26 protein-coding genes and 1 tRNA gene are annotated in these 21,755 nt (G+C 59.5%); 21 read left to right on the top strand and 6 right to left on the bottom strand.

The genetic code is table 11. The features are described 5' to 3' along the window. The first annotated feature begins 4 nt into the window (after positions 1–4). A complete protein-coding gene (locus ACHMW6_RS25960) occupies positions 5–709 on the top strand; it encodes a fumarylacetoacetate hydrolase family protein (RefSeq protein ID WP_395408714.1) in 705 nt (234 codons plus the stop codon). Positions 710–770: 61 nt separating this feature from the next. On the opposite strand, the gene ACHMW6_RS25955 is transcribed toward ACHMW6_RS25960, so the two are convergent. Then, positions 771–1,595 (bottom strand): SIR2 family NAD-dependent protein deacylase, encoded by an 825-nt coding sequence (locus tag ACHMW6_RS25955; protein ID WP_395401176.1) that lies wholly within the window; start codon positions 1,593–1,595, stop codon positions 771–773. Between the two features lie 64 nt (positions 1,596–1,659). On the opposite strand from ACHMW6_RS25955, the gene ACHMW6_RS25950 reads away from it, so the two are divergent. Then, positions 1,660–1,736 (top strand) — tRNA-Pro (locus tag ACHMW6_RS25950). 121 nt (positions 1,737–1,857) lie between these two features. Here ACHMW6_RS25950 and ACHMW6_RS25945 read toward each other — a convergent pair. From ACHMW6_RS25945 to ACHMW6_RS25930, 4 genes are all read right to left on the bottom strand, one after another. After that, a complete protein-coding gene (locus ACHMW6_RS25945) occupies positions 1,858–1,965 on the bottom strand; it encodes a helix-turn-helix transcriptional regulator (protein WP_395408713.1) in 108 nt (35 codons plus the stop codon). An 863-nt stretch (positions 1,966–2,828) separates the two neighbouring features. Beyond that, complete coding sequence (locus ACHMW6_RS25940; protein WP_395401174.1) at positions 2,829–3,245, bottom strand: hypothetical protein; 417 nt, start codon at positions 3,243–3,245, stop codon at positions 2,829–2,831. A gap of 148 nt (positions 3,246–3,393) precedes the next feature. After that, positions 3,394–4,443: an IS481 family transposase gene (locus ACHMW6_RS25935; RefSeq protein ID WP_395401094.1), complete on the bottom strand. Its 1,050-nt coding sequence runs from the start codon at positions 4,441–4,443 to the stop codon at positions 3,394–3,396. 189 nt (positions 4,444–4,632) lie between these two features. Next, entirely contained in the window at positions 4,633–5,319 is a 687-nt protein-coding gene (locus tag ACHMW6_RS25930; RefSeq protein ID WP_395401172.1) for a DUF1845 domain-containing protein, read from the bottom strand. 430 nt (positions 5,320–5,749) lie between these two features. Here ACHMW6_RS25930 and ACHMW6_RS25925 point away from each other — a divergent pair, with 430 nt between their 5' ends. From ACHMW6_RS25925 to ACHMW6_RS25905, 5 genes are all read left to right on the top strand, one after another. Continuing rightward, on the top strand, positions 5,750–6,244 hold the full coding sequence (locus ACHMW6_RS25925; protein ID WP_395401170.1) for a hypothetical protein: 495 nt from the start codon (positions 5,750–5,752) through the stop codon (positions 6,242–6,244). A gap of 95 nt (positions 6,245–6,339) precedes the next feature. Then, entirely contained in the window at positions 6,340–6,648 is a 309-nt protein-coding gene (locus ACHMW6_RS25920; RefSeq protein ID WP_395401168.1) for a hypothetical protein, read from the top strand. Positions 6,649–6,665: 17 nt separating this feature from the next. Further along, positions 6,666–7,748 (top strand): toprim domain-containing protein, encoded by a 1,083-nt coding sequence (locus tag ACHMW6_RS25915; protein ID WP_395401166.1) that lies wholly within the window; start codon positions 6,666–6,668, stop codon positions 7,746–7,748. Positions 7,749–7,851: 103 nt separating this feature from the next. After that, a complete protein-coding gene (locus ACHMW6_RS25910) occupies positions 7,852–8,226 on the top strand; it encodes a hypothetical protein (RefSeq protein WP_395401164.1) in 375 nt (124 codons plus the stop codon). Next, the gene (locus ACHMW6_RS25905; RefSeq protein ID WP_395401162.1) at positions 8,145–8,906 is read left to right on the top strand and encodes a DUF932 domain-containing protein; all 762 of its coding nucleotides are present in this window, start codon (positions 8,145–8,147) and stop codon (positions 8,904–8,906) included. Before ACHMW6_RS25910 ends, ACHMW6_RS25905 begins: the two co-directional genes overlap by 82 nt. Positions 8,907–9,004: 98 nt before the next feature. Here ACHMW6_RS25905 and ACHMW6_RS25900 read toward each other — a convergent pair whose 3' ends face one another. Further along, the gene (locus tag ACHMW6_RS25900) at positions 9,005–9,700 is read right to left on the bottom strand and encodes a helix-turn-helix transcriptional regulator (RefSeq protein ID WP_395401160.1); all 696 of its coding nucleotides are present in this window, start codon (positions 9,698–9,700) and stop codon (positions 9,005–9,007) included. A gap of 330 nt (positions 9,701–10,030) precedes the next feature. Here ACHMW6_RS25900 and ACHMW6_RS25895 point away from each other — a divergent pair, with 330 nt between their 5' ends. The 14 genes from ACHMW6_RS25895 (at position 10,031) to ACHMW6_RS25830 (ending at position 21,755) form a co-directional block, all read left to right on the top strand. Continuing rightward, positions 10,031–10,357 (top strand): hypothetical protein, encoded by a 327-nt coding sequence (locus ACHMW6_RS25895; RefSeq protein WP_395401158.1) that lies wholly within the window; start codon positions 10,031–10,033, stop codon positions 10,355–10,357. Positions 10,358–10,375: 18 nt separating this feature from the next. After that, a complete protein-coding gene (locus ACHMW6_RS25890; protein WP_395401156.1) occupies positions 10,376–10,942 on the top strand; it encodes a FlhC family transcriptional regulator in 567 nt (188 codons plus the stop codon). Positions 10,943–11,169: 227 nt separating this feature from the next. Further along, positions 11,170–12,891, top strand: coding sequence for a MobH family relaxase (gene mobH / locus ACHMW6_RS25885; RefSeq protein ID WP_395401154.1), 1,722 nt, complete (start codon positions 11,170–11,172; stop codon positions 12,889–12,891). Then, positions 12,892–14,805: a conjugative transfer system coupling protein TraD gene (gene traD / locus ACHMW6_RS25880; protein WP_395401152.1), complete on the top strand. Its 1,914-nt coding sequence runs from the start codon at positions 12,892–12,894 to the stop codon at positions 14,803–14,805. It begins immediately after the preceding gene. Next, positions 14,802–15,419 carry a DUF4400 domain-containing protein gene (locus ACHMW6_RS25875; RefSeq protein ID WP_395401150.1) on the top strand — a complete coding sequence of 206 codons (618 nt, stop codon included), beginning with the start codon at positions 14,802–14,804 and terminating at the stop codon, positions 15,417–15,419. The genes traD and ACHMW6_RS25875 overlap by 4 nt, the downstream gene beginning before the upstream one ends. A gap of 81 nt (positions 15,420–15,500) precedes the next feature. Next, on the top strand, positions 15,501–16,085 hold the full coding sequence (locus tag ACHMW6_RS25870; protein ID WP_395401148.1) for a hypothetical protein: 585 nt from the start codon (positions 15,501–15,503) through the stop codon (positions 16,083–16,085). Positions 16,086–16,228: 143 nt separating this feature from the next. After that, positions 16,229–16,741 (top strand): lytic transglycosylase domain-containing protein, encoded by a 513-nt coding sequence (locus tag ACHMW6_RS25865; RefSeq protein WP_395401146.1) that lies wholly within the window; start codon positions 16,229–16,231, stop codon positions 16,739–16,741. 822 nt (positions 16,742–17,563) lie between these two features. Further along, positions 17,564–17,923 carry a hypothetical protein gene (locus ACHMW6_RS25860; protein WP_395401144.1) on the top strand — a complete coding sequence of 120 codons (360 nt, stop codon included), beginning with the start codon at positions 17,564–17,566 and terminating at the stop codon, positions 17,921–17,923. A 21-nt stretch (positions 17,924–17,944) separates the two neighbouring features. Further along, positions 17,945–18,244 (top strand): type IV conjugative transfer system protein TraL, encoded by a 300-nt coding sequence (gene traL / locus ACHMW6_RS25855; protein ID WP_395401142.1) that lies wholly within the window; start codon positions 17,945–17,947, stop codon positions 18,242–18,244. A 10-nt stretch (positions 18,245–18,254) separates the two neighbouring features. Beyond that, positions 18,255–18,851, top strand: a complete 597-nt coding sequence (gene traE, locus ACHMW6_RS25850; protein ID WP_395401140.1) for a type IV conjugative transfer system protein TraE — start codon at positions 18,255–18,257, stop codon at positions 18,849–18,851. Then, positions 18,808–19,614 carry a type-F conjugative transfer system secretin TraK gene (locus tag ACHMW6_RS25845; RefSeq protein WP_395401138.1) on the top strand — a complete coding sequence of 269 codons (807 nt, stop codon included), beginning with the start codon at positions 18,808–18,810 and terminating at the stop codon, positions 19,612–19,614. The genes traE and ACHMW6_RS25845 overlap by 44 nt, the downstream gene beginning before the upstream one ends. Beyond that, positions 19,611–20,261 (top strand): hypothetical protein, encoded by a 651-nt coding sequence (locus ACHMW6_RS25840; RefSeq protein WP_395401136.1) that lies wholly within the window; start codon positions 19,611–19,613, stop codon positions 20,259–20,261. The genes ACHMW6_RS25845 and ACHMW6_RS25840 overlap by 4 nt, the downstream gene beginning before the upstream one ends. Continuing rightward, positions 20,167–20,970, top strand: a complete 804-nt coding sequence (locus ACHMW6_RS25835) for a TraB/VirB10 family protein (protein WP_395401134.1) — start codon at positions 20,167–20,169, stop codon at positions 20,968–20,970. Before ACHMW6_RS25840 ends, ACHMW6_RS25835 begins: the two co-directional genes overlap by 95 nt. An 11-nt stretch (positions 20,971–20,981) precedes the next feature. Next, a complete protein-coding gene (locus tag ACHMW6_RS25830; RefSeq protein WP_395401132.1) occupies positions 20,982–21,755 on the top strand; it encodes a DsbC family protein in 774 nt (257 codons plus the stop codon).

The following is a 21,755-nucleotide window of genomic DNA, read 5'->3' as shown; positions in this document are numbered from 1 at the left end:
CATGATGAGCACTCAATACGTCTTCCCCCCGCATCACATCGCGGGCCTGCCGGTCGCCGGCACCGATGCACGCTTCCCGGTGCGCCGCGTCTACTGCGTCGGTCGCAACTACGCGGGCCACGCGCGCGAAATGGGTTCCGATCCGGACCGCGAACCGCCATTCTTCTTCTGCAAACCGGGCGACGCCGTGGTGCCCGTGGCGCCCGGCGCGACCGTCGAACTGCCATTCCCTTCGCTGACCAATAACTTCCACTACGAGTGCGAGCTGGTGGTCGCCATCGGCAAGGGCGGGGCGGACATCGCCGTTGACGATGCGCTGTCCCACGTCTTCGGCTATGCCGTGGGCCTGGACATGACGCGCCGCGACCTGCAAGGGAAGATGAAAGATGCCGGACGTCCGTGGGAGATCGGCAAGGCCTTCGATTATTCGGCGCCCGTCGGCGAGATCCGCCGCGCCGCGGAAGCCGGCGACGTCGCGCGCGCCGCGATTTCGCTTTCCGTGGACGGCGCGGTAAAGCAGTCCAGCCACGTAACGCACCTGATCTGGTCGATCAGCGAAACCATCGCCAATCTGTCCACGCTCTTCAAGCTCGAACCCGGCGACCTGATTTTCACCGGCACCCCCGAAGGCGTCGGCGCCGTCCAGCGCGGCCAACTGATGATCGGCCAAGTCGAAGGCCTGTCCAGCATCTCGGTCAAATACGCCTAAGCCCGCGCCGTGAACCAGGTGTCTGCCACATCGTGGCAGACACCAGCTCTTGCCCTTGGTTCTAATCCAAAGCCCCCGCAATCGCCCTCAACCCGTCGAGCGCCCCCGCCGCCATCCCCACATCCCGCACGCTCGACACCTGCGGCTCGCGGGGGTTAATCCGAATCAGCCGTCCCCCCCTCGCCACAACCTGCTGGCTGAAATAGCGCACCGACGGAATCGCCGTCCCCGCCCCCAACTCAATCACCAGCGGACGCTGCACCTTATCCAGCCAATTCCCCAGCCGCTCCGCCTGCTCCGCGCTGCGCTGCTCCACCCACTCACCATCCCCAAACATCAAAATATTCGGCCTCGCCAGCCCTCCACAATGCGGACAATGCGGCGGCGAGTTCAGAAGCTGGCACGCGTCGTTATCGACATCCGGCATAAAGCCATCCGCACTCCAGATATCGGCGCTGCACGGCTGCAGGCACTGCAGGTGATGGATCGAACCGTGGCACTCGTACACGTTCTCGAAGCCCGCGCGCTGGAAGTGTCCATCCACATTGCTGGTGAAGACAGCCGCGCCCTGCGGCATCGCTTCCGCCCAGCGCCGCAGGATCGCAAAGCCCTCGTGCGGCACGGTGTGGCGATAGAGCGCCAGGCGGTGTCCATAAAACCCCCAGGCCAGCGCCGGATCGCGCCGGAACGTCGCCGGCGACGCCACCCGCGTGAACTCCATCTTCGCCTTGCCGAGGGCAGGGTAAGCCTGCCAGAAGCCCGCGTTGCCCCGGAAATCAGGCAAGCCCGAGTCCACGCCCATGCCCGCGCCAGCCGCCACAACGAGGCCGTCAGCCTGCCGGATGAGTTCAGATGCGTGCAGAATAAGGGCAGTGTCGATCATCATGCGCCTAGTATGAGGCAAAGTTGGCAAAAATTGAATTTGCTCTGCTATAATGCGTGGCTCGAGTCGGGGCGTAGCGCAGCCTGGTAGCGTACCTGCATGGGGTGCAGGGGGTCGGAAGTTCGAATCTTCTCGCCCCGACCATTAGAATCAAGGACTTAGGCCAATCGTCAGATTGGCCTTTTTCGTTTCTGGGAAATTTCCCCCCCATTTCCCCCCCAATTTCGTGGCATCGGAATTGACGCGATGGCATCGCATGAAACCATCAGGCACTTTTACGACTGATGTCGATGCATTGCTGCTGCCACTGGGCGATCTCCGCCGCATCCCATGCGATGGTGTTGGGGCCGATAGGGATGGGCGCCGGAAGCACACCTGCCTTCACCTTTCTCCAGATGGTCGTGCGGGACCATCCCGTCGCCCTCGATGACCGCCGGCAGCCGCAGGAATTTTTTGACGGTAGTCATATCGGCTCCTCATGGGTCTCGTGGATAAAGGTTTGTGCACCAGTATTGGTCCCACTGGGTGATGCGGCGATAGCATCGGTTAGTCTATTGGTTATGAATGTCTCAAGGCACGAGGGCATAGCGGCAAATGACTCTTCGCATGGAGGGGGGACAAGCGACGACACCGCGTTTAAAGTGCAAATGAAGAACACGTAATTACACATTTCGGTCTCCTTCAGTCTTCGAATGTGGGCGGATGTGCCGACTGATTTTTCAGTCCTTGGCGGTTCGATTTACGTGGACATGTTCGCTCGCATATCGTCAAACGCAACGGAGCAATCGAGGGCAATCGAACTGAAGATGTGAAACAGACGTCTTGGCTTGCAACGCGTGTGCGAGAAGATTAGTCGCGAAGCCAGGAGATTTGGAGAAGGCTCGCCCACTTCAGCAGGGCCAGCTACTGCTGGTGCACTCTAAGACAGTTGGCTGATGTAGTCAATTTGCGTGTACCGGAAAACGCATGCAAGCAGCGCCGTTGGAACTTGGATAGGCTACGGATGTCTAGTGCTGGAAGAGGAGCTCGAAGGCGGCACCCGATCCGGCCACCGTCTCCTTTTCAACGATGGGAAGAGGTCCGCGAGGGATCGGGCGTTAGCTGTTAAGGCTTGCTCTACGGCTACTAAGGCACAATTCATTGCTCTGTTTAGGAACAAATGCATTGCCATGCCGTTTGCGCAGATGTTACTTGATGGGCTCCTCATGTGCCCTGTTCAGATTGAGCCGAGGGAACTCATTGAAGGATGTCCTCGACCGGAACAAGATGTCTAAATTGGATCGCACTCCAATATTGTACTTTTGTGCGACGAAGGTAGTGAACAACTTCTGGGAGCGTGTTTAGCGTAATGCCTTGGCTCTTCGCACGTTTGAGTACTGCAATAGCAGTCTCACGGGGAACATTGTTATTGATTTGTTCAATTGTTCCTGGTTGGTACGCTCCGCGCTCCATTGCGGAGAGCATGATCGAATTGGGAGCATACATCGCATAGATCGGTGATAACAGTGCGGGCAATCCGAACGAAACGGTGTTCTGCAGAGTCTCGATGACTTTTTCTGTATTGAGACTACTTTGGCTGGCATATTCCCTTGCAAGGAGTTCCTTTAGAGGCACCTCTTTAGCCCAATCAACAGCTGAAATTGCTAACATCATCGGAATATTATTACCTGTCTCGGCGGTCTTAAGATAGTGTTTAGCTTGGTCTGGAAGGATCGTGAACAGGCGGGTGATAAGATGTTTTAATGTGTAGTAGTCGCGATCTGATCTGACAGTGCCCCGGTTTGACGTCGGTTCTGTCAGGTCAAATTCCGTCGTTCAATGCGCTGATTTTATCGCGCCAAGCCTCCTTTCCGTCAATTAGGGTTTGAATCGGTGTGCGCCCACAGCACATCTTGCCCTGGTGTGTCCGCTCGTGGTTGTAGCGATAGACCCAGTCATCCAGGTCTACCTGAAGTTCTGCAATGCTGCGGTAGATCTTCTTGCGGAAATTCACCTGGTAAAACTCGTTCAGCACCGTCTTGTGGAAGCGCTCGCAGATGCCATTGGTTTGCGGGTGCCGTACCTTCGTCTTGGTGTGCTCGATCTCATTCAAGGCTAGGTAGAGCTGATAGTCATGGTGCTCTGCCTTGCCGCAGTATTCGGTGCCCCGGTCGGTCAGAATCCGGATGACACCCATTCCGTGTTCTTCCATGAATGGAAGGACACGGTCGTTGAGCAAGTCTGCAGCGGTGATCGGCGTTTTTGTCGTATAGAGCTTGGCGGCTGCCCACTTGGAATAGGTGTCGACAAAGGTCTGCTGGTATATCCTGCCCACGCCCTTGATCGTTCCTACATAGAAGGTGTCCTGGCTTCCGAGATAGCCTGGGTGCGCAGTCTCGATTTCACCGCATGCCAGGTCGTCATCTTGTTTTCGCTCCAATGCTGTTACCTGTGCTTCGGTAAGAACGTCGCCGGTCTTGGCTACGTGACGCTCAAGGGCTAGCAGCCGCTTCTTGAATGACTCAAGGTCGTGGCGCATCCAGATCGAGCGCACGCCGGAAGGTGAAACGAACACACCACGCCCGCGCAGCTCGTTAGAGGCCCGCAGTTGGCCATACGCAGGTTGCTCCAGGGTGAGGGCTAGGACCGCAGCTTCGGTTGCCTCGTCCACCCGATTCTTGATGTTGGGCTTTCTGCGATTGGCATCGATCAGGGCATCCACACCGCCCGACTCGACTGCCGACTGATACCGGTAGAAGGTATCACGGGAAAATCCCATCACCTTGCAGGCACGGGACACGTTGCCAAGCTCGGTCGCCAAATTTAGCAGGCCGACCTTGTGTTTAATGACGTTCTGAGGAAAACTACGCATGGGGTTACTCCTTGCGTTTTCACGCTGGTTTAATAAAGATTCGCACCTCTATCAAACCGGGTAACCCCACCCTTGGCAAGGCCCTACTGTACGATCAGATCTGAACTACTACAAGTAATGGCTTGCGCAGCCGTTCGCGTGAGCCCTACATCTAAAGCCTGCTTGCTGAATGAATTTCCTTACATTCGGCTACTTCTCTGAAATTGCATCTCTCACACCTATGATTGCTTGCTCGGCGGATGAAAGTTCTCCGGAACGTTGACTCAGGACGGCGTCTGATGCTGCGATACGCTTTTCGAGCGCCATCCTAAGCATGCGCGTTGCGCTTGCTGCGCCGCGCACATTCTTTTTCGTCCGTGATTTTTCGACGTTCAACTGGCCTGTAGAGATTGCCTCATCGATACAAAGTGTCTCGAGCATTGGCATGAGCTGATCGATTTTTCCGATCATCTCGAGCAGCAACCGGCCGAGTGTTGAATATACCTTAGCCTCGATGAGCATGGGTTCAACGTCGTAGGTCGCCAGACTTATGATGCCGTTGGCTTGGCACTTCGCCTCCATGTCCACGAGCGATTGGTTAAGCCGTGCGAGGCGGGAGTCGAAAAGCTGGCGTAGCTCCGCTTCAACTTTATCAACGTCTTCCCCAGGCAGTTTCATGCGCGCGAACACCGCGATGAAATGCAGGTTCATCTGCGTAATGTCGAAGCAGCGGAGATAGAGACGCTTGCCTTCCGGGCTCGATAGATGGATGCTGATCTTGCGGCTGGCAGATTCAATTCGTGTCAGGTCGGCCGCGGCTTGACGGGCCAGCAACTTGCGGTTGGTTGCGCCGTGGTCAGCCTTGATCGTCAGTTTCGCTTCGGTTGGTGAGTTCACGGTGCCCTCCGCACGTGTCGTGTAGTTCCGATCCTGACTGGATAGAGAAGGGCACGCAACCAGAAAAGTGCGTACGGAATTGCCCTTTTTCGCCGTGCCATTGGTATCGCATGCGCGTATGTCTGTGAACGGGGGCAGCCTATTCCTTTTCGTTGAACGAGGATTGACGCTGCTAATTCCATTTCCTAGATTGAACGTTAGGCGCAGCGATTTCTCATGGCCTGGTTCCATTGGCGGGTGGCTGCGGTAGCGAACTCTATCTTCCCGGATTCCCCGACGGTAGCTGGCAGCCCGTCCCGAACGGCATCGCGCCGTAGCAGTCAAGCCAGTCCTTTCTTTTGCCGGTAAGTGCCGGCGTCTTTTCGATCCTCATGGGACAACCATCCCATCGGGATGATTGTCTCGCTCTTCATTTCTCAGGGAGACAATCATGAACCAGTCCGCCCATATGGCAGATGGTGTTCGCGTGCCCTCAAGCCGTGATCCCGCTGCCGATCCATGGCATCAGTTGCTGAACGACGATACTCCAATAGAATTTTCGGAAGAAGATGTCGTGCGCCTGCATTGGTGGCTGCTGCAGAAGGTCAGGCTGCTTAGTAGTCCAGGCACGCCATTGGCCGAGAAGTTCGAAATCATCCGATGGGTGTTTACTGACCCCGATCGCGATACCAAGCCGTTCTCCTTCGTGAACTGCCTTCGTGTTGTGTCATGCAGTCCGCTCTCGGAACTGCCCTTCATTGGGTCTTTGGACCCGGAGGAGCTGCGCGACTGGCTGCGGGTGCGTTTGCGTCGCTGGCTGGAGGCCACGATCAGTACCTATCCGAAATGGGTTCAAGAAGCGGTCATGGCAAACCCTAACTGGGTGGCCGACTGCCTCGCGAAGAATCCCCCAGTGGCTCAACGAAGAGGTCAAGCGCCACAGTGAACGCAATGACCTGTTTTCTTAGTTCGCTTGTTTACCGGACGACCAGGCCTATTCGGTCGACGTAAGGTCGGCCGCGCATGTGAAAGGAGATCATCATGTCTGAAGAAATTTCGATTGCTCTACGCTCGGACCAGCATTACGTACAAGTGCACGCCCTGAGCGAACTGGAGTATCTGGTGAAAGAAAGCGAGATCGTTACGGGCTGCCAGGGCCGGCTGTTCCATATCCGCAGCCAGGACAGGCCAGTCAGGATCTCGCTTGAATTCGGTGGCTTCGTCATTCGCAACATGGGACGAGACACTGGAAGCCGAGCGATGTACCTGCCACGCCGTCTGATGATGGACGCGCTGATTGGCCATGCCCTCAGGAGCGGCATGCTGTTCACGCGGCGACTGGCCGGCTGACCGTTCCTGGAGGCGTCATGACCAAGGAACAGTTCGAAGCACGCTTCCAGCTGGCGCGCACCAACGCATTCGGGCGCTGGACGAACCTGCTGCTTGCGTTGGGAGTGAATGAGAAAGTGCTGAACCGGAAGAACCAGCCGTGTCCCCTGGCGGGATGCGGCGGTACCGACCGGTTTCAATACACGGACAAGTTCGGCGACGGGAACTATGTGTGCCGGGCCTGTGGCGCAGGGGGCGGGTTCAAGCTGCTCATGGGCTACTTCGGATGGAGTGCAGCGACTGCGCTCTGTCGCGTTGAACGGAGTCTGTGCATGCAGCCTGCGCTGGCTACCGCCGCGGCGATGCCCAAGGACATTCCCGCGCTCATTCAGCGAATTCTGTCCGAGACCACGCCCATCGAGCGTGGTGACGAGGTGGACCGCTACCTGCATAACCGGGGTTTGGGAATGTCTGAATACCCCGACGCCTTGCGAACGCATGCTTCGCTGGGATATTACGAGCTGGACGCCCAGACTGGGAAGTCAGCGCTGGTGTCTCGCTACCCCGCCATGGTCGCATGTATTCATGACCGGCATGGCGAGGTCGTGTCGCTGCACCGCACGTACCTGCAGAACGGACAGAAGGTCCCGGGCAGGAACGCTAAGAAGCTGCTTTGCGGCGGCGTCGATGGCGGCGCGATTAGGTTGGCGCCTTCTGGCCCCGATCTCGCGGTCTGTGAAGGTATCGAGACTGGCCTGGCCATCTTGAAGCGGACAGGCCAACCCATTTGGTCGGGGATCTGCGCTGGAAACCTGGAGCGCATGTGGATTCCGGACGAGGTTCGCCGACTGCGTGTTTATGGCGACAACGACGCCGATGCCATGTTTGATGGTCAGGCTTCTGCGTTCGGGCTGGCGCGGCAGTTCCTCAAAAAGCGGGTAGTTGGTGAGCGGCGCACGGCGGAAGTTTCATCCCCCGAGCTGCCGGCGCTGATTGGGCAAATGTACTTGCGCAGCAGACGGTCATTGAACGGGCCGCCTGATCGCTGTGAACGCGCTTCTTGTTACTGCGTTTTGAGGCTTCGACGAAGCCTTGAGTGTGTGCCCTCTGGCACGTCTTAGCACCGGCATTTTTGTCGGATCGATTTCAACCCCGCGGGGGCCGTCCCCCGGTAGGGGCCGGTCGTCCGCATCTTTCTCTGGAGTTCCATCATGAAGACTGGACGTGAAACTGATTGACCTGGCGACCGAACTCGAACGTCAGGTTGCCGCGAAAAGGGACTTGATCGTTCCCGCAAAGATGATGCACAGCGCGACGCTCGAGTCCCGTCATTGTGGTCTGGTTGTCGACGAGGCAGAGGGCGCAGTGCGGTACCCACTCAGCGAATTGGCCTGCTCCCAGCTAGCGAAGAAGCTGAACATACCGTTCACCTACTTCAAGCTGATGCGGGAACAGTCCCCGGAGCTGTTGGATCAAAATATCAACGGCTGGCTGCGTATTAACGCACCGGATAGCTCATGGTGCGTACGCTCGACGGCAGGGCGCGGGCGTTCCTGTCCACGCGTTACCGTCGCCTGGACAACTTCGATCTCGCCATGAGCGTGATGCCGATCCTGAAGGAACTGCCTGGTGCGCGGTTCGAATCAGTCGAACTGACTGAATCGAAGCTGTACCTCAAGGTAGTCAGCTCGAAGCTCGAATGCGAGGTGGCGCCGGGCGACATACTGCAGGCCGGCGTCATTGTCAGCAATTCGGAAGTCGGTTGCGGAACGCTGCGCGTGGAGCCGCTGCTATACCGCTTGGTGTGCAGCAATGGCTTGATCATGGCCGACCGTAGCATGCGCAAGAACCACGCCGGCCGGGCGCTCGTCTCCGATGACGAATCGGTGCTGGTGTATCAGGATGACACGCTGGAAGCAGAAGACGAGGCGATCTTCCTGAAGGTGCGGGATCTGGTGCAGACCGCTGTGTCTGAAACCACGTTCCAGCTGATTTCGGAGAAGATGCGCAAGACCATGGGCATCCAGATCACTGGCAATCCGGTCAAGGTCGTCGAGGTGTTGGCCAACCGGTATGCCTTGAATGAGGTCGAGTGCGCGGGTATTTTGCGACATCTGATCTCCGAACATCACCTGAATGGCTATGGCCTCGTCAACGCCGTTACAGGCTACTCGCAGGAAGTCGAGGACTATGATCGTGCGACGGAATTCGAGGAGCTCGGTGGCAAGTTGCTGGAATTGAGCCAGAGTGACTGGACGCAATTGGTGGAAGCTGCTTAAGTCTCACTGCTGTTGATCGCTGAAGTTTGCCGGGCTTCACCGTTGAACTGTTCAACGGAAGAAGCCCGGCACCTGCGGCGTCGACAGGATGACAGTGGTTACAGCCGGCAGGCATTGAGGGCCAGCGTCACGCGGCCGAGTATGCGCAGGTCGGGGCTCGTGTCCAGATCACACACCTTGGTCGGCTCGTTTTGGGCGTTTTCGCATCGGAGAAGGAAGCCTTCTCCGATGCGGATTTCTATATGGCGAACCAGGGGCTGCCCACGGTATTGGAGGTAATAGATGCCGTTGGAATCGACTTTGGTGACGGTGCCGTCGAAGAAGAAGGGAGAGCCGTCCTGGATGACGGGCGCCATATCGTTGCCATGCATGGTCGCGATCGAGTGCGCCGCGAACCCCAAGGTTTTGCCTAACAGGGGACCTAGCCAGTCCGACGACTCTGGGCGCTCGGGCGCCAATTGCGCCACCAATAACGCGGGCAGGAGATCAACCCTGAACGGCATGCGGTGGGCGCACAGGCCGAGGAGCCAGTTTGCGTCAACACCAAACTGCAGGGAGAGGAGGGCGAGCGACCGCAGGTCCGGCATGCCGGGCTTGTCGGGATCAATCCAGCGCGAGACGGTTTGCAAGGCACGGCCAGTGATCTCACTGAGATAGTGCACTTGCTGGTGTTGCGAGACGTCGCGTAACGCCATCTCCGCGATCAGTCGGTTGCAAACGCCGGGAACGAGGTGAAGATCAATCTGCTGCGCCTGGGGCCGGGTGAGCGGAACGTTGCGCTGGTGTGTCTCCATATTGTGCTCGGTAGAAGGGCAAGGCGAACGGAGAGAGCAGGAATTTAGCAATTGCTACAAATAGCAGTCGAAGATTTCAAGATGCTATAAGACGTAAGGATCTACCTTAGTGTGTATCAAAGTCAAGATCAGTTTCGTTTTGCTGTGCACACAAGCAGCAGTTGCTATTGACCGGCGGCGAGCCGCGGTATAGCCTCACCGTTGACATAGCGCCGGTTGCTGCATCGCACAGAGTTCTTGGGCGCGGTGTTGGTAGCGAGCCATAACGGCGCGATATCGGTACCGGAGTGATGACCACGCCTCGGGCTGACGGGGCAGAATGGAGGTGCAATGATGGAAAATTCCATTCAAGTGACGGATGTGCAGTTCCTTAACCTGAACTACCTCACGACGATTCAAGCCTGCCTGCGCAGCGAGCGCCTGGCAACCATCTACAAATTCCACCTTGATCCTGAGACAGCGACCAAGCTGACCGAGATGACCACGGTCGAACTGCAGCTGCTGGCGGCCAACATGCCGCACGAAAGCCTGTTCAAACCAGTCGACAACCTGGCGGACCTCCTTGATGCGCCACCCGCCTTGGCAATGCTGCTCTGTGCGGCTGGAACCTGCCAACCTGTGAATGCTGATCAGCTGCTGGCCACGTCGGCAGGCTAGCGCAGCGGGCCGCCGATCATGAGTGCCGTTTTCGCGGAAACGCATATCCGGGCGCTGCAGCTGGCGAAGGATTGCGTGGAAATGGGGGCGCGGATGCGAACTGTGTCTCGCATCACAGGGCTGAGCATAAAAACTTTACGATCGATCTTCTATCTGGACTCGGCCTCAGCCAGTGGCCGGTGGCCGGAGTCGAGCGACTGGTATCACCGCAACACCTTGGTCGTAAAGGCCGAAGCGTCGGTGTTCGCGGTGATTCTCGCGACACTGCTGGTGGAACACCGCTGCAAGCCCGCAGAAGCCTTCGTGTGCGCATACCGGCTGTATCTGGAGCGCTTCCCCTTGAAGCCATGCCTGCCATTTGAACGTGCATTTACCCTGGCGTGCGAGTTGCACGGCATCTGGGAGGGCGGGCCACCAAAGCTAACCCTGCACACTTGCCGAGTTTGCCGGTCAAGATACGTCGTCGCGGTGGGGGGATCAGTCTGCGGACTACTCCGGCTGCGTCTTTTGCAAGCTACTAAAACGATATCCACGAGAACCTCATCTCCGGGCCCATTTCGTTGCACAGGGAGTCCTGACTGGTAGCAAACGCAGCGCGAATTAGCATCGCTACGACGAAACCGGCTCGGAAACGTGCTGGTTTCGTCTGGATCATCGGCCGTAGACCCCACATACTGCTTTTATGTTGAGCACAGCGGAGGGCGGGGGCGATGTGGTTCGGACGCATGCTGGCGCCGCTTGGGCGCATGAATGGGCAGGGACGTGCCGCGGAACCTGCGGCGCCAGTACCGGGTAGTGCCGCGGCAGTCCCCGTGGTGCCGCAGTCCGGGCTGCAATTACAGTCCGTCGATGAGATGCTGACGGTCAATCGGGAACTGATCGGGCGCATCAAACTGTGCTACGGCTGCGATGCCGCGACATTCTCTGCCGATCTGCTGGCCCCCATTCGGAGGTATCTTGAGTATGTCAATCAGCTGCCGGCCACCATGGACAGCTATTTCAGCGATGCCGGCGGGCTGGCGCGCATCGGCCTGGAGACCGCATTCTACGCCCTGCAGGCTACCGATTCACAGATCTTTGCCGGGCGCGCCACCATCTCCAACCGCCGGGTACTGGAACCGCGCTGGCGACGCGCTACCTTCATCGCGGGATTGTGCAACGAAATCCACCGTACATTAAGCCACGTGCGCGTCAGCGATGCGCATGGTCGGGAATGGCATCCGTACCTCACCTCGCTGACGCGATGGTCGAAGGAGCACGGCGTCAGCAGGCCCCAGTTGCATTGGGTCACGGCGCAGGAGACGCGTGCGCTCGGCTTGTTCGCCCTGCCGATGATCATCACGCCGGAGACCATGTGTGACCTGGCAAAAGACAATGCCACGATTGTGCCGCACATGCTGGCCACGATTGCCGGGGCAACGATGTATCACGAGCATAATGTCATGTACCGGCTGGTGGGGCATGCGGCCGCATTGGTCATCCAGCGCAATCTCCGCGCGGCAGGGGCGAGTGGCAGTGGCAAGCCGTGGCTGCACATGGCCCGGTATCTGGTCGAAGCGATGCGCGAGCTAGTGCTGTCGCAGCACGGCTGGCAACCGAATATTGGCCGATCCCGCTTGTGGTACGGGCAGGATGGGTTGTTCCTGATCTGGCCCAACGGGATTAATGACGTCGTGAAGTTGCTGGAGGACGAGCGGCTGCCCGGCATACCTGACAGCGCATCTGGTGTCCTGGACATTCTTGAAGGCGCCGATCTGGTCACGGCGCAAAGTTCCGAATGCAGGGTATGGACTATTTACCCGCCTGAGTCGCGCGAGCCAGTCGAGGCCATCAGGTTCGCGGCCCCGGCTACTGTGCTGGCTGTCCTGACGCCGCGGCCGACGCCGCTTGAAGTGCAGCTGACGGTCATGCCGGCAGATCCTCGTCCTGCTGCGGAATCGCCCGACTCCGATGCGACCGACACGACAGCGCCTGAGCAAACGAGGCCAGGTGGTCGGCCACCTTTCAAGGCACCTGCCACGATAGAGGGCTGGAGCTCGCGGCGTCAGCCTGCCCAACTACGGTTACCCGAAATGGACGACGTGCCCGCCGGCTGCGAGCCACAAGGACGAGAGGACGACACCAGCCCCGCCACGGCTGCACCAGTGCGAACGGAGCTAGCGCGCGAGCGTAAAGGCAAGGCAAGGCAAGTTGGCGTCGCCTTGTCCGCGCCGATGCGCCTGAATCCTGACGTGGCACGGGTGCTTGCCGACATCGTCGGCACGCTGGCGGGCACGGCGCCTCCGGCATGCCACGTTGATGCCGGCATTTTGTTTGTACCGTTGGGCGAATTGGCCAAGCGTGGCGTCGATGCGCGGCATGCACAGCGCGCGTTGGGTGATGCAGGCATGCTGTCGCCTCAGCCCAATGGCGAACGAATCCATACCCGTGAGGTCTCGGGCGCAAAAGTGCCGGGGTTGCTGCTTGACGGACGTTGCATAACCGGCTCGCCGCCGGCGGCGGCGCAGAACGTCCCACCAGTGCCGGAGGGCTAAATGCTACTACGTCGTTACGAAATGCCCTGGCGCAGCCCGATCGAGCTTATAGCCGCCTTGGCCTGGTGTGGTGCGTTGCTCACATATGTCGCATTGACGCCAGAGCGTGTTCCACTACGCCTCGGTTGCGTCATGCTCCTGCTCTGCGCCGTGATCGCCGCGCGCCGTGCATGGCAGGGCTTGCATATCATTGGCATCCGGGCGGCATTGTCCGGCAGGGCGATGCAAGTGATGACGACTCGGAAGCTGGCGCGGATCACGAAGCAGGCGGACCAGGTGGTGTTCGGTTTTGGGTTTGAATGGCAGCCGCTGCACTCCCAGCGCTTATATGAGCTGGCGAAGATCGACTACCGTGAGCTACGGATTCCACCGCCCGTCCTGCGCATGTTGGGATACGTCACCCCTGTGCAGCCTGAAGGCGAGATCGGACTGCCATACATTCACGGGGTCGAGCAGCGGGAGATTTTGCTATCGCGCCCGCTGCAGAATTTCGAAGGCGGAACGCTGGTCGTTGGCACGACACAATCGGGTAAGGGCGTATGCCTTGGCTGGTTGATTACTCAGGCCATCCGGCGCGGCGACGTCGTGATCATTCTCGATCCAAAGAACTCGAAGCGCCTGAAGAACCTGGTGATGCGCGCCTGCGCTGATTACCGCGACCCGGACACGTTCCTTTGGTTCCACCCAGCTTTTCCCGAGACTGGCGCTCGTCTGGATTTCACGTTCAACTGGCAGAAGCCGACCGAGATTGCTTCGCGTATCCAGTCGATCCTACCGCCGGACACCGCAGGTGCTTTTTCGGCTTTCGGATGGGATGCGGTCAATGTGGTGACGCAAGGGATGGTGCGGCTGGAGATGCGGCCGAACCTGATGAAACTGACCAAGTATATCGAGGGTGGCATTGAACCGATCCTCGAACAGTCCCTGGAGCGATTCTACGAGGAGCAACTTGGCATCGGCTGGCGTGCTGAGCCAGAACTGGTCCGGCTGATTGACCGCGCGCGCCGTGGAACGATCAAATCGCCTTCGCCGATCGCGAGCAGTGAATTGCTGGCATTCGTTGAATACTACGAAAGATATGTGCACGAATCGCGACGGGATAAGGCGATCGATTCCCAGGTGCGGGTGTTTCGGCATAACCGCGAACACTACCAGAAAATTACTGCCAACCTGCTGCCAATACTTTCCATGCTCACGTCCGGCGATCTTGGCCGAAGCCTGTCGCCCGATCCATTCGACGCGGACGACGAGCGGCCAATCATGAACCTGGAAAAGATAGAGCGGGCCGGGCACGTCCTGCTGATGTGCCTCGACTCACTCCCGGATCCGTCTGTGGCGTCGGCCATTGGCGCCATGTGCCTGGCCGACTTGGCCGCACGGTCCGGGATACGCTACAACCTCGGAGGCTACAGGCGGATTTCTCTGTTCGTCGACGAAGTCTCGAATGTCATCAACCAGCCGCTGATCGAGATCATGAACAAGGGCGCGGAAGGCGGCATCTATACAACCGCGGCGATGCAGACGATCGCCGACCTGGCCAAACGCCTCGGCAACCAGGAGGCCGCGCGCATGGCCCTGGGTAACCTCAATAACCTGATCGCGTTCCGGACCAAGGATCAGCCGACGCAGGAATTCGTCAATGAGACGTTTGGCGAAACTGCCATCCACAGCATGAAGGTCGGTCGCAACACGGCGCGCGATGGCCACCTGGGCGACTTTACGATGGTCGAGTCCACTCAGGTCACCGAAGAAATGAGCGAGCTGATACCGACATCGCTCCTGGGTAAGCTCCCCAACTTGCAATTCTTCGCCTCCGTATCCGGTGGCCGTCTGTGCAAAGGGCGATTCACCTTGCTGGACCCGGAAATGGACGTCGAGAATACGGCGGCAACAACCGCTGGGGGCCAGGCATGATTCGAATCGTTGCCATCACCTCCTTGGCTTTCTTGCTCGTGTTGGTCTTGTACCTGCCATCTGCACGACCGGCGTCGGCCTTCATAGCGCAGGTGCGCATCGAACATGCGGCGCTGTCCAGTTTTTGGGGAAGCGAACATGCCATAGCGGTCCTTGAGAACATGCTGGAGTTCCAGCATGCATCGACGCCGCATCCACCGCTGATGCCGGCCCAGAGTGCGGATGCCAAGGCCAGCAACAAGGTACACAACGAAGTAGCAGCGGTCGGACATCGGCTCTTGAATAACGAGTACTTCCGCTCGCTGAACGCGCTTCTTGTCTTGGCCACGTATCGGGTCGCGGTTCTTCTTTTCTTTCTGGCCGGCGTCGCGCCTTTCCTCACGGCTGCTTTTGTCGATGGACTGGTGCGACGCGCTGTGAAAGGCAAGGATTTTTCTGGACATCATCCCGAGGTCTTTTCTGGCTGCAGCTGTGGTGTCATCGTCATCGCTTGCGCGATCGTGATCGCTTGCGTCATACCGGAGCAGCTGCCGGCGATCCTGTTTCCCATGCTGCTTGTGGCATGTGGCGCGCTGGCGAGCATTGGCATTGCGAACTATCCCAGGCGACTTTGAGTGCCCGCGGCCAGCGACTTGTGGCTGTGTGCGCGGGAATTGCATGCGTGCTGGACGAGCCCTCAACGAAAGGCACCGTTTTTGACCTCCTCTTTCGAGGTGAAATACCAGCCGGACGACGGTAAGCTGGCTTTACTTCGACATCAACCTACTGGACGCGAGATGGATACCATGCGCTCAACAATCGATCTTCCACATCATCGGCCGATCATCGCGAGCGGCCAACAGGGCGAGGCGCAACGTCGCGGTGATACGGTGACCACGCGAATATGGATAGACGAATTCGTGGCATTGGAGGCCTTATACAGCGATGCGGCCAACTGTTCGCCGAAGCTGCGCTATCCCGACCTGATTAGTGGATGTGTGTCGCTGGTGTTTGATGGACTCGATCCCGTCAATCGCATCTTTTCCTTCCTGTATACGACGCTGGTGCTGCGCGACCAGGAAACGGCCAGGCGCCAGGAAGACATGTGGCGGCCCCAGTATTTGCTTCTCCTAGCGTTGCAGAAGTCGGAACAGAATCGCCATCCGCATCCCCAGTTCAAGCTTGATCACTTCACAACGGCATGCGTAGCCTTGGCCTTGCAGGAACCGCGCGCCGCGCAGAAGGTGTTTGAGTATGCCCGGAGAAATATCGCGCAGCGTGCCGCGGCCGGCGTGCTGTAAATGACGTAATTTGGCGCGCGGACGCGCCGCCTTAGCCGCAACCTCGCTTGGCATTCAGGCCAGGCTTACCCGAATTGCACCAGTGGACCCTTGTGAACCAAGGGACTTGACTGACCTTTTACCGGGTACGCCCTTTCTCTGCCATGAATGCGAATCTCACCAGTATTGCTGTCGCGGCGTCTCTTTTTCCCGGCTTTTCCCATGCGTGCTGGGAGCAGGCCGCGCAGAAGCATACCATTCCCGTTCCCCTGCTAGTTGCCGTCGCGCGCGCCGAATCCGCGCTCAATCCACGCGCGGTCAATCGATCCCACTCGGACAAGACGGGTACTGTCGACATTGGGATCATGCAAATCAATTCCGATCGCGGGACGCTCAAGAATCTGGGCGTAACCGCAGAACAGCTACTGGACCCTTGTACCAATATCGACGCTGGAGCGCGCATCCTTGCGGAAAAGATGGCGCGCCATGGCCGCACGTGGGAAGCCGTTGGCGCGTATAACGCGTCTTGCATCTCCTTAACGACGCAACAATGCCTGCGGGTGCGCATGCGCTACGCGTGGCGCGTCTATCGTTTTCTGATCGCATGGCCGGCGACGAAGCCTCCTGTCATCAGAGAGTTTCTCCCTTCACCCATCGTCCGTGTGAGGCTCGGATGAACATGATCTCGCGTTCTCTGCGTGCAGGACTGACCCTGCTGGCAAGCGGCACTTTCCTGGTCGTGATTCCGGGATGCGGAATGACCAGCGCCTTGCCTGCCGGGCGCGCAGGACTGTATGTGAGCAGACCGGCTGTCGCTCAGACCTATCAAGTCCGGCAACTGGGGACGCGCGATAACGCGCACTTTGCCCTATGCCTGCAACCGGCGTGTCCGGGAGTCTCGCCGAAAACCCTGGCCTTGCTTTCGCCCGAAGCCATGCAGGCTTCCCAGGTCGCCACGACTGCCACGGTTCAGGAGCAGCAGGGCGGAGCTCATGAGGAGCAAACGGAAACCGCCATTGTTCATTTTGACATTGGTTCCGCGCGGCTGGATCTGCATGCGCGGGACACGCTGGCGCAGTTCGCGGATATTGCCCGGCGAGCTGACCGCATCGTCGTCAGTGGGCGTACCGACAGCACGGGGGGCAGTGCTGTGAAACGACGCGCTGGCGCACGCGCGAGCGCTGGCTGTCGTGGGCTATTTGCGCGAAGCGCGTGTGGCAGAAATGGATCGTGTCGAGATCGATGCGCGCGGGCGCTGCTGCTATGCCGCCCACAACGATGGGGAAGCCGGACGCCAGTTCAACCGCCGGGCTGAAGTCTCTTTCTACCAACCCGCTAAGGACATGCAATGAGTGCCGGACCGGCGCTGCGGTCTGCGGCGTTCGTACTCGTTCTCGGCATAGCGCGGGGACCACCTCGCTAGCCAAGGCGCCCGGTTTTGGCGGCCTGGCCGGGGAACATGACAGGTGCGCATGTCTGGTTACATTGTGGAGGAGTGTATGAATGCTTTGAAAATGTATGCAGTTTCGAAAGTGGCAGCGGCGCTGCCGTCGCGTGCTCTTAACGTCATGGTGCTGTTCGCTGTCATCGTATTCGGTCTGTGCGCCGCATTTCCGACGCACGCGATCGACCTGGTCGCCTTCGGCGGCATTACGGGCCCGCTGGTGTCGGCTCTTACTCAACTAGCGGCCCTGGCGCCGGGCGTCAAGGCGCTGGTCGGTTTCATCGGTTTCGTGGTGGCGCTGATCTCGCTGGCGGCACTGCGCAACTTCGGGCCGGTCCTGTTTTACGTTGGCCTCGCCATTTTCGCTGCCGTTGGCCTGGTGATCGCCGGCGCGATCATGGGTGCCGTCATCTGATGTCGGCAAGAGGAGAGCGGGATGCTTGCCGACACTTACATACCTCGCAGGCTGGACGACCAATGGAAAGTCGGGTTGTGGGATGTCGATGTCGCGGCACCCGTTCTGTTCATGATGTTCGTCGGCTATCTGGGCGGCTCCAAGTTGGCCTTCTGTTTGGCCATTTCAGTGGGTTTCTTTGCGAGTCGCTGGTTGGCGCGGATCAAGAGTGACAAACATCCGGCGTTCGCGATGCACTGGATGTACTGGCATTTACCGACCAACCCGATGAGTGCGATGCGGGCGACACCGCCCTCGCACATCCGGCGCATGGTGGGATGAGGAGGCTTGCGTGGATAACGACAAGTTCCAGGAAGATTTACGCACCCTGAGGCGTCTGGTGCGTGGCCAGCGCCTGGCGATGGGCGGGCTGATCGGCTCGGTCCTGCTCGCGTTGATGATCATTTACCAGATCCTGGGCGCCGAGCGCGTCGTGGTGACGCCGCCGCAGGTGTCGCAACCCTTCTGGGTTTCGGGCGCGCGCGTGAGCAATTCGTACCTCGAGCAAATGGGCGGCTATGTCGCATGGCTGGTGCTCGATGTAACGCCAGGAACGATTCAGTGGAAGAAGGATGCCCTGCTGAGTTTTGTGGAGCCAGCCGATTTCGGGGCGCTCAAGATTCAACAGGAACTCGAGGCCGAGCGGCTGAAAAAGCTTAATGCCAGCACCTACTTCCTGCTGCAGCAACTGGAGCCCGACGAAGAAAAACAGCACGTCGTGCTGACTGGCCGGCTGCGTACCTATATCAATGGCCAGGAGACGTCGGTGGTGCCGAAGCGCTACCTGGCCCAGTTCTCCTACCGCGGCGGGCGCACCCATCTCAAGACATTCAAGGAGGTTCCGAATGATCCGCAAAACGTTGCCATGGCTAATGGCGTTGTGCGCTAGCGGCACATGTTACGCCGCCCAGGTCCGGCCTGCTAAGGATGGCGCAACGATTGAGGTAGCCATCGCCAGGGATGCGCCGACGCGCATCCGCATCGAAGGTGACCGGATCGTTGATGTCGTGGGCAATGTGCAAAGCAGCAGCGGCTGTGAAGCGCGCACGCCGGAAGGCGGGCAGCCAGCCGTCGCGCCGCAATTACCCGTCGCTGCGACGAACGCACGGGGCGACGTGACGCTCAGTTGCGACATGGACAAGGGCGAAGTGTATGTCAGTCCAGTAGGTAGTGGCGACAAGCCGATCAGCCTGTTCATTTCTTCGCCACGGGCGACCTACACGCTGCGGTTGCGCAGGGCGGATATCGAGGCCGACACGATTGTCATCGATGACCGGTCCGCGCGCATGGCCGGCGCACTGAATGTGGAACGGCCTCTGCGGTCGGCAAGTCACGTGCGCGCGATCAAGAGCATGCTGATCGCCATGGCCTCGGCCCAGCCGTCGAAGGTGTTCCGCGCTGAATACCTTGAACGGCCATTGGCGCTGTGGAAGGAGGCGGAATTCAAGCTGATTAAGCAGGTGGAAGGGCAAGGACTACTTGGGGAGATGTACGCGCTGACGAATGTCAGTTCCGCGCCGATGGTCCTGGCCGAGCAGGAATTTGACCGCGAGGAGGGCGGCGTTGTCGCTGTCGCCATCGAGCACCACAACCTGCAACCCGGCGACACAACGACGGTGTATGTGATCCGCACGAACGGGGAGCTGCCATGAAACTACCTCCGAAATGGCATACGTTCTTCGACCGGATCAGTCCACGCCAGCGACAATACGTGCTTGCCACAGGCGTTATCGGCGCCGGGGTAGGCGTGTTCTGGGCCTTCCTGGCATTGTCGTCACAGCCGGCGCCTCAGCCGGCCGCAGCCGTCTCACGCGATAAAGTCGTCACCAATCCCGAGCTTTCGGGTGGCGTGGCACCGCTGCAGGTAGCTGCGGTGGACCAGTGGCTTGGCACGGCCGGTAAGGAACTGGCTCAATACAAGATCGAGCGCGAGGGGCAGGAGAAGTTCAACGCCGACCGCAAGGCGAATGAAACCTCCATCCTCCAACGCCTGGCCGAATTGGAAAAGCGCGAAGGCACCCCCGGCGCCCAGTCCTGCACCAGTGCAAAGCGAGGTACCGACGCTAGCGGCGGTGCCTGCGCATGTGCCTGCTGTCCCGACTTCCCCAACGAGCTATCCGCCCGGTGTGCCTACCGTGGTCAGTCCGCCACAGCCGGCGTCAGGCACGCCGATCGCCGCGCGCGCAGACGAACAAGTGCCGGCAATGGTCCGGGTCGTTCTGGGCAATACCAATCGCGGCCAAGTTCAGCAAACCAGTGCCAATTCCGCCAGTGGCGGTGCCGATACAGCGGCGAATAAAGGAGAGCGTCTGGAGTCGTATCTGCCCGTCAGTTTCATCCGCGGGCAACTGCTGGGCGGGATGGACGCGCCAACGGGCGGTCAGGCACAGAGCAATCCATTACCGGTCCTGATCCGGCTGCTCGATAACGCGGTGCTGCCGAACCATTACCGGGCCGGCGTGCGCGAATGTTTCGTGATCGCGTCTGGATATGGGGACATCAGCTCGGAGCGCGCCTATATGCGCACCAGTAATTTGTCCTGCGTTCGCGAGGACCAGAGCGTGCTGGAGCTCAAGATCGAGGGTAATGTCTACGGCGAAGACGGCAAGCTTGGGATGCGTGGGCGGCTCGTCACCAAGCAGGGCCAACTGCTGGCCAATGCTTTGCGTGCCGGGATCGTGGGCGGTATTGGTCAGGGATTCTCGCAGGGCGGATCGACTTTTACCGATTCCGCCATCGGCAGGCTTGTTACGTCGCCAGAGGGTACTGGCGAGCAGATCCGGCGCGGCATCGGGGCAGGCGTGGGCCGCGCCCTCGATAACCTGGCGAACTACTACATCCGGCTGGCCGAACAGACCTTCCCTGTGATCGAGATCGATGCGACGCGCGAAGTTGACATTGTATTGACCCGCGGTGTGCGCATGCCGGCAGCGTTGTCGTCGTCACAGAGCTACAGCGCGGCGGGCGAGGGTGCGCCCAGGGAGAGCGGCAATGATCTGTCCGACTAGAATCCTCGCGTTTGCAGCGCTTGCCTGCGCGCTGCAGTGTGCGTGCGCAGCGCCGGGACGAGGACCGCGTGCTGGCCGCCGTGCGGAAGGCTTATCCCGGCACGGCTGTCGATCGCGCTGTGCGCACGCCGATGCCTGGCGTGTACGAAATCTGGATGGGCGCCAATGTCGCCTTCGTCTCAAGCAAGAATCCGCGCTACATGGTGTTTGGCCGGCTGGTCGACCTGAAAACGATGCGCGACCTGACGGATGCGAAGCTGCGCGCCGCGCGAGTGATCGAGGCCGAACCGTCAGAACGTGCTGCGGACGGCCCAGCCTACATCGGGCCGATGCCGGTGGCCGATGCGATTACGGTCAAGCGGGGTACCGGCCGGCGGGTGCTGAGTGTGTTCACAGACCCGTCCTGCGGCTATTGCCGGCAGCTGGAGCACGAACTGCAAAAGCTCACGGACGTGACCATTCATTACTACCTGCTCCCGTTCCAGGGGCGCGAAGCGCCGCTGGCGATCTGGTGTGCCAAGGATCGCCCAGCGGCATACGCAGCGGCGATGGGCGATGCACCGATGTCGGTGGTCAGGGAAGCCATTTGCGAGCACCCGATCGACCGCAACCAGGCGCTGGCCGCGAAGCTGCGCGTGCAGGCAACACCAACGCTGCTGTTCGGCGACGGTGCACTGGTGCCAGGCGTCATGTCTGCCGACGAACTGGATGCCCGGCTCAGCGCAATGCTGGACAAATCGAAAATCAAGGAAGGGGTGAGCGATGCAACGTTGTCATTCGAATGA

The organism is Pseudoduganella sp. UC29_106, assembly GCF_044055365.1.
GTDB lineage: Bacteria > Pseudomonadota > Gammaproteobacteria > Burkholderiales > Burkholderiaceae_D > Rugamonas.
Note: the sequence above shows the minus strand (reverse complement) of the source record. Positions and strands in the feature narration are given on the sequence as shown.